Raw genomic sequence first — 15,472 nt, 5'->3', positions numbered from 1 at the left:
TCACGCGCTCCGGGGAAGGCGCCGCAGCGCCAGGACGGCGTTGTGGCCGCCGAACCCGAACGAGTTGCTGAGCACGAGATCGCCGCGCTCCGGCAGGGCGCGCGGGGCCCCGGTCACCACGTCGAGGCCGATCTCCTCGTCCGGCCGGGCGCAGCCCACGGTGGGCGGCACGACCCCGTTGTGCAGGGTGAGCACCGCGGCGACGGCCTCGACCCCGCCCGCGGCACCCTGGAGATGCCCGAGGTGTCCCTTGAGCGCGGTGACCGGCACCCCGCCGCCGCCCGCTCCGAGCACCGCCCGCAGCGCCCCGGCCTCGGCGAGGTCGCCCTCGGTGGTGGCGGTGGCGTGGGCGTTGACATGGACGACGTCGACGACGTGCGCACCGGCGTCCCGGACGGCCCGGCGCAGCGCGAGCGCGACCCCGCTGCCCGAGGGGTCGGGCGCGGCCATGTGGTGGGCGTCGGCGGAGAGCCCCCACCCGGCGGCCTCGCAGTAGATCCGGGCGCCCCGGGCGCGGGCGTGCTCCTCCGCCTCCAGGACCAGGATCCCGGCGCCCTCGCCGTTGACGAACCCGGCCCGGTCCGCGGCGAACGGCCGCGAGGGCGAGGTCCCGTCCTCGAGACCCAGGTCGGACAGGGCCCGCATGGCGGCGAAGGAGGCCATGATCGCCGGGGTGACGACCGCTTCGGCGCCCCCGGCCAGGGCCACGTCGACGCGGCCGTACCGGATCCGGTCGATGGCCTGCCCGATCGCCTCGGTGCCGGAGGCGCAGGCGCTGGTCACGGTACGGGCCTCGCCGGTGATGTGCAGGTCGAGGGAGACCTGTGAGGCGGCCTGCGAGGGCACGGTCATGGGGGTGGTGAGCGGGGACACGGCGCGCGGGCCCCTGTCGCGCAGCTTGCGGTCGCCGCCGACGAGGACGGAGGCGTCGCCGAGGATCGCGCCGAGACTGACGCCGACCCGCTCCGGGTCGAGCCCGCTCTCCCGGGTGCCGCCCTCGGTGAACCCGGCGTCGCCCCACGCCTCGCGCGCGGCGAGCACGGCGAACTGGGCGGCCCGGTTCATCCGCCGGGCCGCGGCCCGGGGCAGCAGTCCGGCCGGGTCCACGGGCACGACACCCGCGGTGCGCACCGGCAGCTCCGCGAACTCCTCGTCCGGCAGCTCCCGTATCCCGTGCCGCCCGTCGAGCAGCCCCTGCCACAGCTCGCCCGTCCCGGTGCCCAGCGGGGTCATGGCACCGAGACCGGTCACGACGACCCGCCGCGGCCCGGCCTCCGAGGGCCGGCGGGTCGGCCGCGCGTGATGGCGTACGACGTATCCGGCGTGATCGGCGTCGGCCGCCCAGCCGCGCACGGCGTCGTCGGTCACGGTCTCCGTGGTCCGGGAGTCCAGGTCGCGGTGCCAGCGGCCCCACCGCCGCTGGTACGTCACCTCGACGCCCTCCGGGTCGACGGCGCGCAGCCGGGTGACGGTGTCGCCGTCCCGGAACTCGACGGCGTCCAGCCGGGGCGAGGACACGGCGGGCACGGCCGCGGCATCCACCCGCCGCCCGGCGACGACCACCTCCTGCCCCCGCGCCAGGACCTCTTCCCGGTCCGGACCGCCCAGCGGCGGGCGCAGCGTCACCCGGATCGTCTCCGGTGACTCGGGCAGCGTGTGCAGCACGGCACACCACTGCCGCCGTTCGGCCTCGTCCCGCGAGAGGGCGACCAGATCACCGGGGACGACCTCGGCGGCGGTCACTGCGTGGGGGGCGAGGGGGACTTCTGGCATCTCGAACGAATGAGACATAAGTGCACTGCTTCCTGTGACCCGAGGTGTCGTTCGGCGGACCATTCGAGTGAAAGGGACAAAAAGCAGAAAAACGACGGAAATAGACGTGAGTCCCAAACAGGACGGATGTACGAATACCCGCAACTCCCATGAACACCCCAGGAGTTGGCCGCCCACCGCACCCCCGCCTGTGCGCCAGGTCACTGCCGCGCGCTGGGGCGAGGTGATGCCGTGTGACCTACGGCACGTCAGATGCGCGGGTGGAGGCCGGAGCGGTCTCGGCGGAGAAAACCAGGTGAGGACTCGGCTCCCCGCGGGCTACGTTGATCGGGCTCGAAGGGGGAACCGTGACCAAGCTGAATCAGATCATCGCCGTGGAGAAGGGCGTCAAGAGCAAAGCGCTCCAGGACAGCGCGGCGGCGCACCAGAAGGTGCAGAAGCCGGTGCTGCTCGCCGGGATCTCGCGGACGTACCAGCCGAAGGACGAGGAGGGCGAGCAGCTGCCGCCCGAGTCCTCGCGGGTGCAGGTGAGGGCCGAGGAGATCCTGCGGGACATGTCGGCGTCCCTGACGCGGCTGTTCGACGTGACCGCGACGAAGGACTGGGCGAACCGCACGGCGTGCGCGGACGTCACGGTGGACGGCCGCACGATCCTCGCCGAGGTCCCGGTCAGCTATCTGCTCTTCCTGGAGAAGCAGCTCACCGAGCTGCACGCCTTCGTCAAGAAGCTCCCCGTGCTGGACGCGGCCGAGTCCTGGTCGCTGGACCCGTCGACGGACTGGTGGAAGACCGACCCGGTCCGCACGATCCGCACCAAGAAGGTGCCGCGCAACCACGTCAAGGCGGAGGCCACCGAGAAGCACCCCGCCCAGGTCGAGGTGTACCACGAGGACGTGCCGATCGGTTACTGGACCACGGTGAAGTTCTCCGGCGCCCTGCCCGCCCGCCGGGTGAACGAGCTGCTGGAGCGGGTGGAGAAGCTCCAGCAGGCGGTGAAGTTCGCCCGCGAGGAGGCCAACGGCACGGAGATCACCGACCGGCGGACCGGGGAGGCGGTGTTCGGCTACCTGTTCGCCTGACCGGGCGACGGGCAGCCCCATGATCGCCCCCGCGTGCGAGCGCGGGGGTGCGTGACGGGCGCGGACCGGATTGAGGACCGGTGCGCGCCATGAGCGCAAGCTGAAACTGACGTTCAGCCTGACGCGTACGGCCACGGCGAAGACCGTGACCGTGCTCAGCCTCAGACTCTCGCTCCAGCTTCAGCATTCGCCACCGATCGCCGGTGGGACCGAGTACGGACGACCGTCGCCGGATGCGAGTTCGAATCTCGCCTGCACTTCTCCGCAGTGCGGTAGTTCAAGGGAAGAACACGGAGGCTTGAACCCGATCCGTACTCTTCAAGCGCCATCGGCGTGCGCAATGGGGTGGCATCCCCAGGGACCCGGGAGCTGGATACGTCTCCCGGGTCCCGCCGCGTCTCCGGGGCCCGCAGCATTCCCGCCCGGCCGCCCGGCTGCCCGCTCCCGCCGCCGTACGTCGTGCGCGCTCACACGAGGCGCGCCACCAGCGGCCCCGTGTCCTCCCCGCGTTCGCGGGCGTCACGCCGGGCCAGCCCGGGGGACGCCCCGGTCCCGACCACCCGCCCCTCGCACAGCACGACCCAACCGCCCTCCGGCAGAACCTCGTTCGGGCCCTCCCGCAGCGTCGCCGCGACCGCGGCGGCCAGCACGGCGTCCGGTTCCGCACCCCCGGCGCCCGCCCGCGGCGCCGGCCCCGCGGCACCGGCCCGCCACTCGGCGGTGGTCCGCTCACCGCCCGCCCGCCGCGACCACACCAGGTGCTGCGCCACGATCAGCGGCCCCAGCGCGGTCAGCAGCGGAAAGCCCTCCGTCAGCGCGCCCACCGCGAACAGCACGCTGATCGCGCTGGTGACGACGGCCCCGACGGCCCCCGCCAGCAGCGCCGCCGGGCGCCCGTACGCCTTCGCCGCGACCAGCGGGAACAGCACGAGCAGCAGCAGGTCCCCGAGGCCGACCGCGACCGGATGCGCGCCGCCGGTGAGGGCGAGCAGCGGGGCGAACGGCCGTCCCCGCACCTGCGCGAAGAAGTCGCCGGTGACATCCGTCAGCGTGGTCGCGACCAGGTCGTAACAGGTCAACGCGGCGGCCAGCGCGGCGACATGGGCCGAGCGCATCCCGCTCTGCGCCCACAGGTTCGCCACCCCCACCACCGCCACGGCCAGCACCACATCGGTCCCGGCGCGCACCCCGGCCGACAGGTCCGCGACGGCGGCCCCCGCGGTCAGCGCGGTCGCCGCCAGGGCCAGGCACCACGCCCAGCGCCCCGAGCACAGCGGCGCCAGCGTGAACTGCACGGCCACGCAGAACACCAGCCCGAACAGCGCCGACACCCACGCGCCCGGCAGCGCGCCGTACAGCAGCGGAGCCACGACCACCCCGACGCACAGCACGGCGACATCCGCCGGGGCGTACACCCCGACCGGCGGCCTGGGCATCGCGACCTTGGCCAGATAGCCGCCGGCCACCGCCATCAGCAGGGCCACGCAGCAGCTCAGCGCCACCAGGGCGGTTCCGCTCATGTGCCGCTCCCCTCCTCGGCGGCCGGTGCGCCGCCGCGCGCGGCCACGGCCGGGGTGCGCGCCGCCCGGTCCGCGCCGCCGGGCGGCCGGGCCGCCGTCTCGAAGCTGTGCTCGCGCAGATCGGCGCGCAGCGCGGTGGTGGGCGGCATCGCCGACCGGTCGTCGTACAGCACCAGGCCCGCCAGCGGCAGTCCCGCTGCCGCCGCCCGCTCCTCCAGCCGGGCGCGCAGCGCGGCCGCGGGCAGGGACGGCACGAGCAGGTGCAACAGCGCCCCGCCGTCCGCCTGTTCGGTCAGCGCGTAGCGGGCGGGCAGCGGCACCTCGGGCTCCGCCTCGATGAGGTCGAGCAGGTCGCGGGTGGTGACGGCGGCGCTGAGCGGGCCGGTCCAGCGGCCCAGGATCTCCGAGGTGGCGGGCAGATGGGCGAGCGCGCAGCCGGGCGCGGCGGCGGGCAGGCGGACCAGGTCGCCGGTGGCGTAGCGCAGCAGCAGGGTGCACTCCCGGTAGGGGACGTAGGGGGTGTGCACGATCACGCCGGTGCCGCCGGGCGGGGTCGGCTCCCAGGTCAGCGGGTCGAGCACCTCCAGATGCCCGAACTCGGCCGTGTGGTGCAGATGCCCCTGGTCGCACGGCGTGCCCCCGGAGGGCAGCGTCTCGGTCATCAGGTACGAGGTCGCGACGGACGCCCCGAACACGGCCTCGGCGCGCTCGCGCAGCGGCCGGGACAGCACCTCGCCGCCCACCCCGATGCTGCGCAGCCCGAAGTCGGCGGGGCGCCAGCCGTCCCGCTCGGCCCGGTGCACCAGCGCGGAGAGATACGAGGCCGAGGTGCTGAGATGGCTGATCTGCCCGTGCTTGCCCGGCAGTCCGAGCGGCGCGGCGAGCCGGTCCAGCGCCTGCGCCGCCTCCAGCGTGCCGAACTGGACGAAGGAGGCGCCGACCCGGGTCGTGGACTCCTCGGCGTTGAGCAGCGGCAGCGTGGCGCGCGAGCAGCCGGCGTAGGCGAGCGTGTCGCGCGGGCCCAGGCCCATGCCCAGGGCGGCCGAGATGGTGCTGAGCGCGATGGTGATGTCGAGTTCGGCCCGTGAGTACCAGACCGCGGTGGGTGTGCCGCTGGTCCCGGTGGTCAGCGCCATCAGCGCGGGCCGCGCGGCGGCCGAGACGAAGGCGCCCGGCATGCCGCGCAGCGCCTTCTTCGGGGTGACGGGCACCCGTGACCAACTGCCGGTCCCGGAGCCGCCGTCACCGTACGGGTCGAGTGTGCCGGGATCGATGCCGAGTTCCCCGAACAGGTGCCGGTAGTAGGCGGTGTGCTCCGCCGCCGCCCGCGCGGTGGCCCGCAGGCTCCGCCTGGTGACCGTGCGCCGCACCTCGGGATCGATCTGCCCCGCCTGCCCCGGCAGCAGCGCCGAGTCGGCGCCCGGCGCGCCGAACTCCTCCAGGGTGGCGACCAGATCACGGGCGATCCGCTCCAGGTCCCCGGGCCGGATCCGGCTGTTGCGCAGTACGGCCATGCCGTACCGGAGCTGACTGAGGGCGGTGCCGAACAAGGAGAGCCCTCCTGACGGGCCGACGGACGACGGGCGACGGGCCGGCCTGCCGGTCGCGGTGGACGGACGGAGAACCGGGCGGCGGGCGCACACCGCGCCCGCCGCTTCGCCCCCGTCCGTACCGGGCCCGGAATCAGGCCATGTGCGCGAACATCGCGGCGGACAGGGTGCTCAGGGCGTACTTCACGTAGTGCTTCACCATGGTCGGAACCTCCTCGCGGGGCGCCGCCGGTCGGACGGCGCGAGCCTGTTGACGAACGAGCAGCCGAACGCACCACCGACCGGATCCGGCCGGAAGCAGCCGCAGTCTAGAAACGTTCATGAGCCCCGCACCAGACGTCATGCGCCGATAAATCGCCTGAACACTCGATTATTTATGGAACCTCTGAGTCCGTATGCGGCCATGGGTGAGAATGGCGGCCGTCGCCGGTGGCCCGGTCACCGGTGACGATCGTGCGACGCCTTCTCATCGCGTCGCAGGCAGGCGTGACGGCAGGGGGCCGGCACGCCAGGCTCGCTCCAGTGGGGGGTAATTCCGTGCAAGAGATGATCAAGGGCGCGAACGTGTCGCTGGCGGCCCTGAGCGAGGACACCGGCTCCGTGCTCGTCGGTCTGGGCTGGGGGAGCCCGACCGGCGAGGGCGACGCGGACGTCTCCGTCCTGCTGCTCGACGCGAACGGCAAGGTCCGCAGCGACGCCGACTTCTACTTCTACAACAACCCGGTGGCCGCCGACGGGAGCGTGCAGCTGCTGGGCAAGACCCCGACCGCCGACGGCAGCGAGGACCGGATCAGCTTCGACCTGTCCGCCGTCCCCGCCGGGGTCGACCGCGTGGTCGTGGCCGCGAGCCGGTACGGCCGGGCCCGCTTCGGCGACCTCGAAGACGTGCGTCTGACCCTGGCGGACGGCTCCGGCGAGGAGCTGCTCCGCTTCGCGGTCGACGGCGTCGACTCGGTGAGCGCGCTCATCTTCGGCGAGCTGTACCGCCGGGGCGCGGACTGGAAGTTCCGCGCCGTCGGCCAGGGGTACGACAGCGGACTCGCCGGTCTGGCCACGGACTTCGGGGTCGACATCGACGACGACGCCGACGCGGTGGAGGCGCAGGAGGCGCAAGAGGCCCAGGCGGCTCAGGAATCGCAGGAGGCGCAGGAGGCGCAGGAGGCCGTCGAGAGCGTGCCGGGGGGCGGGGCCGCCGAGGCCGCCGAGGCCGCCGCAGGGGTCGAGGACGCCGGGAGCGGCCGGGGCGGAGCGACCGTAGCCGGGAGTACCGAGACCCCGGCCACGGGCCCGGTCCCGGCCACGGGCCCGATCCCGGCTCCGGCTCCTGCCTCGGCCTCTGCCTTCGCGGAGCCGCTGGCAGCCGTCCCGGCCCCGCGCCGGCCGGATGACGCCGGGCCGGACGACGTCGGGCCGGACGCAACCGGTACCCGTGCCCCGGCCCCCGCGCGGCCGCGCACGGCGAAGAAGAAGATCACCCTGCCCAAGGTGGTCAGGAAGTCCCTCGCCGAGAACGAGTCCTGGCGGGGCGCCCGGCTCTTCCCGGTGTCCGCGCTCAAGAGCGACCGCGACCGCGAGACGCGCGCCACCTCGGTGCTGCTGTCGGTGATGGCCCAGGTGCCGGAGTTCGGCAGGCGGCTCACCGCCGGGTTCGGCGCCCCGGCGGGCCGGATGGAGACCTTCACCGAGGTCACGCTGCCGCACGGCGACTCACCGCGCCGCCCCGACGGCGTCATCCGGGTCGAGCGGGCCGGCAAGCTGTGGACGGCGCTGGTGGAGACCAAGACCAACGGCAACGCCCTCAGGGCCGAGCAGGTCCAGGCGTACATGGACATCGCCGCCCGCCGCGGCTACGAGGCCGTGATCACCCTCTCCAACGACGTGGCCCTGGAGGGAAGTCCGCTCGTCGACGTGAAGATCGACCGGCGCCGCAAGCACAAGGTGGCGCTCAGGCAGCTGTCCTGGGCGGAGGTCGCCCACCACGCCCAGCTGCTCATCCGGCACGAGGGCGTCGGCAACGCCGCCCACGCCTGGCTCCTCCAGGAACTGCTGCACTACCTCCAGCACGAGAACTCCGGCTGCCACGGCTTCCAGAACATGGGCCCCGCCTGGGTGCCCGTACGCAACGGCATCGACGACGACACCCTGTGCCACGGCGATCCGCGCGCCCTGGAGGTGGTGGAGAGCTGGGAGCGGCTGATCCGGCAGGTGTGCCTCGGACTGGGCGGCGAACTCGGCCACAAGGTGCTGCCCGTCCAGCGGGCCGGGCGCGGCGCGGACCCGGGGGAGCGGCGCGGTCTCCTCGCCGACCGGCTCTGCCGGGACGGGCGGCTCCAGGCGGAGCTGCGCATCGAGGGGACGCCCGGTGTCCTCGCCGTCACCGCCGACCTGCGCACCGGAAAGCTGCGTACGTCCATCGAGTTGCCGGCCCCCGAGCAGGGCTACCCGCTGTCCTGGGCGAAGCGGCTCGTGCGGTGCCTGGCCGACGCACCGGCCGACCTGCACGTCGAGACCCTCGTCGAGGGGCAGTCGGGCGGCGGCCCCCGGGGGACGCTGGAGCGGCTGCGGCCCGAGCCCGCCGACCTGCTGCCGAAGGACAGCGGCAGCCGCATCACCGGCTTCCGGCTCTCCCTGCTCAAGAGCATGGGCAGTACGCGCGGCAACGCCGAGTCCGGCTTCATCCGCAGCGTCGACGACGCGGTGCACCGCTTCTACACCAGCGTGGCCGTGCACGTGGAACGGGCGGTTCCGCGCCAGGGCGCCGCGGCCACCCGGAAGGCCACGGCCACAGCCACGGCCACAGCCACGGCCGCGGTCACGGCTCAGGCCGCGGCTCCGGCTCCGGCCGCGGCCGACTGACCCGCGCACGCCGCCCCTCCTGCCCCTTCTCGGCCCCTTCTCGGCCCTGTCCCGGCCCCCTCCCGGGCCCCCTTCGCGGGGCCCGGCCCGGATAGGGAAACCCCTCTCCCTCGTCGCAGTGCCTGGCCGCCCCCCTCGCCGGATCCCGACACTCGTGCGTCGGCTCCGCTCCGCCGAGGGGCGGGGCCGACAGCACCCGCAGGTGCCCGCCGTCGCCGTACTCACCGCCGCACGCCCCGGCGGCGGGCACCCCCTGCACGAGGCGAAAGGAACCCCCCGTCCTATGGACATACGAAGAGCCGCGCGACTTCTCACGGTCACTCTGGCCTGCGTGTCCGTGTCCGCCATCGCCCTGCCCGCCGCCCTGGCGGCCCCGGGGTCGCAGCCGCATCCGCATCCCTCCGCCCCGGCCGCCGGGCCGGGCGCCTTCGCCGCGGCCCCGTACACGGCCGACCCGGCACCCGCCGTCCGCAGCCGCGTCGAGGACAACGCCCGCAAGGTCCTCGCGGACCACGCGGGCGCCGCCCACCGCGCCGCCGGGGACGCCTTCTCGGTCCGCAACCTGGTGGTGGACCGGGACGGTTCCGCCACCGTCCGCTTCGACCGTACGTACAAGGGGCTGCCGACCTACGGCGGCGACGTCGTCGTGCACCTGAAGAAGGACGGCACCTACGCGTCGCTGGCCACCGGCGCGCAGACGTCCCCGACGGTGTCCACCGAGCCCGAACTGCCCGCCTCCCGCGCCGCGAAGGTGTCGAGGGCGGCGTTCGAGGGCCGTGTCGACTCGGTCTCCGCCTCGCACCTCGCGGTGCGCATGCAGGGCAGCGACGCCGCCCTGGTCTGGGAGACCGTCGTCAGCGGCGTACGCCAGGACCAGACGCCGAGCCGGCTGCACGTCCTGGTGGACGCCCGTACCGGCAAGGTCGTACGGACCAGCGACGAGGTCGACACGTTCGCCGCCCGGCAGACCGCCGGACCGGCGGGTACGGCCCGTGCGACGGGGGCCGCCCCCGCGCAGGCCGGCGCCGCCGCGGCCGCCGCCACCGGCCGGTCGATCTACAGCGGCCAGGTCTCCCTGGACGTCAGCCAGTCCGGCAGCAGCTACTCGATGCAGGACCCGGTGCACGGCAACGGCTACACGACCAACCTCAACCACGCGACCAGCGGCACCGGTTCGGTCTTCACCAGCTCCAGCGGCACCTTCGGCAACGGCACCAACAGCGACCCCGCCTCGGCCGGCGTGGACGCGCACTACGGCGCCGCGAAGACGTTCGACTACTACAAGAACGTCCAGGGCCGCAACGGCATCTTCGGCGACGGCCGGGGCGTACCGTCGCGCACCCACTACGGCAACGCCTACGTGAACGCCTTCTGGGACGGCTCCCAGATGACGTACGGCGACGGCCAGGGCAACTCCCGCCCGCTGGTCGAACTCGACGTGGCCGGACACGAGATGAGCCACGGCGTCAGCGGCGCGCTCACCGGCTGGGACGAGACCGGTGAGACCGGCGGCATGAACGAGGGCACCAGCGACATCTTCGGCACCATGGTCGAGTTCTACGCCAACAACCCGGTGGACACGCCCGACTACACCATGGGCGAGCTCATCAACATCAACGGCGACAACCGCCCGCTGCGCTACATGTACAACCCGTCCCTGGACGGCCAGTCGCCCAACTGCTGGAACAGCAGCAACGGCAGCCTGGACCCGCACTACTCGATGGGTCCGCTCAACCACTGGTTCTTCCTGCTGGCCGTCGGCAGCGGCGACCACGGCTACGGCAACAGCCCGACCTGCAACAGCTCCACGGTGGCCGGCATCGGCAACGACAAGGCCGCCAAGATCTGGTACAAGGCGCTGGCCTCCTACGCCAACAGCAGCGAGAACTACCACCAGGCCCGGATCGACTCGCTGAAGGCCGCCGCCGACCTGTACGGCGCGCACTGCACCGAGTACAACACCGTCGAGGCCGCCTGGGCGGCGGTCAGCGTCACCGGCGCCGACCCGGTCCCCGGTCCCGGCAACTGCGGCGGCCAGCCCGGCTCGCCGACGGTGACCGGCCCCGGCAACCAGAACGGCACGGTGGGCACCGCGGTCTCCCTCCAGATCCAGGCGAGCGACCCCGGCGGCAAGACGCTCAGCTACAGCGCCACGGGCCTGCCCGCGGGGCTGTCGATCAACTCCTCGACCGGCAGCATCACCGGTACGCCGACCACCGCCGGCACCTTCTCGGTGACCGTCACGGCGAAGAACACCGACAACGCCACCGGTTCGGCCTCCTTCACCTGGACCATCACCGGCGGCGGCACCCCGCCGCAGGGCTGCGGCAACCTGCCGGCCTGGAGCGCGACCACCGCCTACGCACCGGGCGACCAGGTCTCGTACAACGGCCACAAGTGGTCCTCGCAGTGGTACTCGACCGGCGCCGAACCGGGCGCGCCCGGCTCCTGGGCCGTCTGGACGGACCAGGGCGCCTGCTGATCCGCACCAGCTGACGCACGAGCAACACCCTTACCCGGCCGGGCCGTTGGTCTCCCCACCAGCGGCCCGGTCCGCATGTCCGGCCGTCCTCCGCACGGCCCCCGCTGCCCCGCTCATTGGTCTTGACCTTTCACCGGGAGCGGTCCTACATTCGGCGCGGTGTGAATGGCAGGTTCATGATCGGCAACGGCGCGCGTATCCGCACCCGCACGCGCTCCGGTGCAGGTGCCCGTACGCGCACGTGTCACCAGACCCGCGCCCGTACCCGCCCCTGACATACCTGAGTCATGGACGAGGCTGTGTCCGGAAGGGCTTGCGGATGACCGAGCCGACCACCCTGCCGACGGACGGCCCGGCACGACGGCGGCCGCCCGCCGTCGCCCGCGACGCCCTCTGCGACACCGTCCGGGCCCAGCTGAGCGACCGCGGCGGCGTGCTGCTCACCGGACCCGCGGGCATCGGCCGCACCACCGTCGTCACCGAACTGGTCACCGAGGCGAGCGCCCGCGGCCACCGGGTCCTGCGCTGCTCGCCCTCCCCGGCCGAGCGGCACAGCCCGTACCTCGGCCTCATCGACCTGCTGTCCCCGCTGGAGGACGACGCCCTCGGCGGACTCGCCACCCACGAGCGGGCCGTGCTCGAAGCGGCCCTGCTGCGCAGCGCGCCGAGTGTGCCGAGTGTGCCGGGCGCACCGGGCGTGCCGGGCGCGTGGGGCGCGTGGGGCCCGGGGGGCTTCCCCGGCGGCGGGAGCGGCCTCGTGGCGGGGACGGGCCTCGCGGCGGGGACGGGGCTGGTCGCGGGGGCAGGGGCAGGGGCAGGGGCGGGGGCGGGCGCGGGGCTGGTCGGTCGGTCCGCTGCGGCCGCGGGAATCCTTCCGTCCGCCATGGTCCTTCCGCCCGCCACGGTCCCTCCGTCCGCCACGGTCCTTGCGTCCGCCGTGGCCCTCCCGTCCCCGATGACCCGTCCGGCCACCGAGGCCGGCCCCGCCACCGCAGCCGCTCAGGCCGCCGACCGCGACGCGCTCGTCCTGCGCATCGCCGTCCGCAAGGCCCTCACCCGGCTGAGCGCCGACGGACCGCTCCTGCTGGTCGTCGACGACGCGCAGTGGCTGGACGCGCCGACCGCCGACATCCTCCGGTTCCTCGCCCGGCGCTGCGGCCCCGGCCCCGACCCGCGCCCCCGTGTCCTCGTCGCCCTGCGCACGGACACACCGGCGGACGGCCCCGGACACCCCGGCGACCGCGCGGACGGCACCGGGAGCACGCGCGAGGCACAGGAGCTGTGCCCGGCTCCGGCCCGCAGGATCCCCGTACCGCCGCTCACCGCCCACGAGACCGCCGAACTGCTCGACGCGCACGACCAGCCCTCCTGGCCGCGCCCGCTCCTCGCCCGCCTGCACCGGGCCAGCGGCGGCAACCCGCGTACTGCCCTGGAGCTGAGCGCCGCCCTCGACGAACACGTCCGCATCCACGGCGCCGACCTGCCAGGACCCACCGACCCGCTGCCCGTCCCGGACTCCCTGCGCCGCCCGCTCCTGGACCGGATCGACGCCCTGCCCGCCGGTGCCCGGCGCACCCTGGTCACCGCGGGCGCCGCCGTCCGCCCCACCGTGGAACTGCTGCGCCGGGCCGGGCGCCCGCACGCCGAGTCCGACGTGGACACCTGCGTACGCCACGGCCTCCTGGACCTCCCGCGGAGCTCCGACCACGGCGCCCTCAGGTTCCTGGACCCGCTGACCCCCGTGGTGCTCCGCACGGTGACCCCCTACGACCAGCTGAAGAAGACCCACCGCGCGCTCGCCGACGCCTCCGACGACCCCGTCGAACGCGCCCACCACATCGCCCGGCTCGCGGCGGGACCCGACCCGGCCGTGGCCGCCGGCCTGGACGCCGCCGCCCGCACCGCCCGCCGCCGCGGTGCCCCCAGCACCGCGGCGCGACTCGGCCGGATGGCCGCCGAGTACACACCCGCCGGCCAGACGCGCGTCGACATCGACCGCCGCCTGACCGCCGCCGAGGACGGCATCGAGGCCGGCGACTTCGACTTCGCCCGCCAGCTCGCCTACGAGGTCCTGGGCGAGGCGGACCGCCCCGCCGACCGGGTACGCGCCTGGAACGTGGTCATCGACTCCTGCGGCCAGGCCATGGCCGAGATCGCCGACGTCTTCCCGGAGGCGGTACGCGACGCGGGACGCGACCCCGGACTGCTCGCCCAGCTCCACTACCGGATGAGCTGGCGCGCGTGGATGGTCGGCGGCTGCGCGGCCCGCGCCCGGGAGCACGCCGTACGCGCCGCCGAACTCGCCGCCCGCACCGGCGACCGCCGCACCGAACTCATGGCCCTCACCCAGCAGGCCGCCCTGGAACTCTTCCTCGGCCTGCCCCAGGCCGAGGCCACCCTCGCCGCCGCCCTGGCCGCACCGCACGACGTGCACGCCATGACCCACCACAACGGCCCCGTCTATCTCAAACACCGCTTCCACCTGGTACGCGACGAACTGGACGAGGCCCGCACCGAACTGCGCACCCTCGTCTACACGCTGCGCCAGCGCGGCTCGGCGGACAGCCTCAGCCAGTGCCTCAACGGCCTCGCCCAGGTCGAACTCCTGCGCGGCCGCTGCCGACCGGCCCTCGCCCTCGCCCGGCAGAGCCTGCGCATCACCGAGGAGGCCGGGCTCAGCCAGGGCCCCGCCTGGTACACGCTCGCGCTCGCCGAGACCGCGGGCGGCACCCTCGGCCAGGCCCTCGCCGCGGCCGAGACCGCCCGCCGGCACAGCGAGGACGACGACGACCGGCTCTTCCTGCCCCGCGCCCTGCACGCCGAGGGCCGGATCAGGCTCTTCGGCGGCCAGCCCCACCAGGCGGCCGAACTGCTCGCCCGCACCGGGCGGCTGGAGACCGCCCAGGGCCAGCGCGACCCCGCCACCCGGCGCTGGCACGCCGACCTGGCCGAGGCCCTGGCCCTCACCGGCGCCACCGACGAGGCCCGCGCGGTCATCGCCCGCGCCCGCCGCCAGGCCGAACGCCTCGGCCGCCCCGGCGTCCTCGCCACCCTCGACCGCGCCGCCGCCACCGTCGACGCCGCCCGCGGCGATCTTGACCGCGCGGTCACCGGCCACGAGAGGGCCGCCGCCCGCCTCCACGCCGCCGGCTACCCCCTCGAAGAGGCCCGCACCCGCCTCGCCCTCGCCCGCCTCCACCGCCGCCGCGCCGACGAGCCCGCCGCCCGCACCGCCTTCGCCGACGCCCTGCGCGTCTTCACCCGCGCCGGCGCCCGCTCCTGGGTCACCCTCACCCGCACCGAACGCGACCGCCCGGCCCCCGCCCCCCTCCCCGAAACCCCTTCCTGGTCCGAACACCTCACCTCCACCGAACGCAACGTCGTCACCCGAGCCGCCCAGGGCGCCACCAACCGCCAGATAGCCACGGGCCTCGCCCTCAGCGTCAAGACAGTGGAAGCAGCCCTGACCCGCGCCTACCGGAAACTGGGCGCGCGGTCGCGGGTGGAGATCACCCGGATCATTCTGGGCGGGGCCGGGGGATAGGCGGACGGACCAGCGGGGGGCATCGAAATTCAGCGGCGGACGATGGGCGAGACGGCTCGTCAGATGCCGTCCCCGGCCGTGCAGTCCATCACCTCAGCGCTGCCGCGAACGTGAACGCGGCCAGGATCAGCAGCGTGATGACGCAGTACCGGAAGGTGCTGATCGCTGATCTGAGGTATCCGTGCCGCTGTGAATGCTGGAGGATGTCTGTCCAGAGCTCCGCCGTGGCATGGCCGAGGGCCGCATCCAGGCTGAGTTCGCCGACTTTCCTTGCGAAGCTGCTGTGGCCATCCACTGACTTAAGCGTGTCGCCCCAGTTGAACAAGAACCTGGACGGGATCTCGGCCGCGTGCAGAGTTCGTGTCGTCTTTCGTGCAGCGATGGCGTTGATCGAGTCCCACAGGCTTCTCAGGATCAGCGCCAGTGCCAATACGGCGAGAGCACAGAAAAGGCACTCGGCCCATAATCTGCGCGGCGACCCGACAGTTTGGAGATGGTAGCTCACGATCAACAGCGAGCCTGTCGCCAGGACGGCGTTCGCGCTCAGCAGGACTGATGCCCGAACGAAAGTCGATGAACGAAGCCGGTCGTATCTGCCGATGTGCCACTTCGTCAGGTCCAGTACTTCTGGACCAGACATTGGGCCATCCGCGTCTTGATTCGGAACC

The 15,472-nt window shown here is 73.9% G+C and carries 8 protein-coding genes; 4 read left to right on the top strand and 4 right to left on the bottom strand.

Translation table 11 applies throughout. The features are described 5' to 3' along the window. The gene (locus tag ACWDYF_RS23105) at window positions 1-1,773 is read right to left on the bottom strand and encodes a beta-ketoacyl-[acyl-carrier-protein] synthase family protein (RefSeq protein ID WP_381742583.1); all 1,773 of its coding nucleotides are present in this window, start codon (window positions 1,771-1,773) and stop codon (window positions 1-3) included. 347 nt (window positions 1,774-2,120) lie between these two features. On the opposite strand from ACWDYF_RS23105, the gene ACWDYF_RS23100 reads away from it, so the two are divergent. Further along, a complete protein-coding gene (locus ACWDYF_RS23100; protein WP_381742585.1) occupies window positions 2,121-2,852 on the top strand; it encodes a DUF7873 family protein in 732 nt (243 codons plus the stop codon). 467 nt (window positions 2,853-3,319) lie between these two features. On the opposite strand, the gene ACWDYF_RS23095 is transcribed toward ACWDYF_RS23100, so the two are convergent. Both ACWDYF_RS23095 and ACWDYF_RS23090 read right to left on the bottom strand, forming a co-directional pair. After that, window positions 3,320-4,372: a hypothetical protein gene (locus ACWDYF_RS23095; protein WP_389466462.1), complete on the bottom strand. Its 1,053-nt coding sequence runs from the start codon at window positions 4,370-4,372 to the stop codon at window positions 3,320-3,322. Beyond that, window positions 4,369-5,922: a phenylacetate--CoA ligase family protein gene (locus ACWDYF_RS23090; RefSeq protein ID WP_389466465.1), complete on the bottom strand. Its 1,554-nt coding sequence runs from the start codon at window positions 5,920-5,922 to the stop codon at window positions 4,369-4,371. The genes ACWDYF_RS23095 and ACWDYF_RS23090 overlap by 4 nt, the downstream gene beginning before the upstream one ends. Window positions 5,923-6,468: 546 nt before the next feature. Between ACWDYF_RS23090 and ACWDYF_RS23085 the strand changes: the two genes are divergently transcribed. The 3 genes from ACWDYF_RS23085 to ACWDYF_RS23075 all read left to right on the top strand — a co-directional run bounded on the left by ACWDYF_RS23085 (window position 6,469) and on the right by ACWDYF_RS23075 (window position 14,804). After that, window positions 6,469-8,778, top strand: a complete 2,310-nt coding sequence (locus ACWDYF_RS23085; RefSeq protein WP_389466622.1) for a TerD family protein — start codon at window positions 6,469-6,471, stop codon at window positions 8,776-8,778. Window positions 8,779-9,109: 331 nt separating this feature from the next. Further along, on the top strand, window positions 9,110-11,260 hold the full coding sequence (locus tag ACWDYF_RS23080; protein WP_451584301.1) for a M4 family metallopeptidase: 2,151 nt from the start codon (window positions 9,110-9,112) through the stop codon (window positions 11,258-11,260). A 319-nt stretch (window positions 11,261-11,579) separates the two neighbouring features. Then, window positions 11,580-14,804 carry an ATP-binding protein gene (locus ACWDYF_RS23075; protein ID WP_389466470.1) on the top strand — a complete coding sequence of 1,075 codons (3,225 nt, stop codon included), beginning with the start codon at window positions 11,580-11,582 and terminating at the stop codon, window positions 14,802-14,804. 88 nt (window positions 14,805-14,892) lie between these two features. Here the strand turns inward: ACWDYF_RS23075 and ACWDYF_RS23070 are convergent, their stop codons facing one another. Further along, window positions 14,893-15,309, bottom strand: coding sequence for a hypothetical protein (locus tag ACWDYF_RS23070; protein ID WP_389466472.1), 417 nt, complete (start codon window positions 15,307-15,309; stop codon window positions 14,893-14,895). Window positions 15,310-15,472: the final 163 nt, after the last annotated feature.

The sequence above is a fragment of the Streptomyces sp. NPDC003284 genome (assembly GCF_053589675.1).
This window is presented reverse-complemented; position numbering and strand designations above follow the sequence as displayed.

Coding starts and splice junctions, on each gene's coding strand:
- ACWDYF_RS23075 (WP_389466470.1), top strand. CDS start 11,580: ATGACCGAGCCGACCACCCTGCCGACGGACGGCCCGGCACGACGGCGG.
- ACWDYF_RS23095 (WP_389466462.1), bottom strand. CDS start 4,372: ATGAGCGGAACCGCCCTGGTGGCGCTGAGCTGCTGCGTGGCCCTGCTG.
- ACWDYF_RS23085 (WP_389466622.1), top strand. CDS start 6,469: ATGATCAAGGGCGCGAACGTGTCGCTGGCGGCCCTGAGCGAGGACACC.
- ACWDYF_RS23105 (WP_381742583.1), bottom strand. CDS start 1,773: ATGCCAGAAGTCCCCCTCGCCCCCCACGCAGTGACCGCCGCCGAGGTC.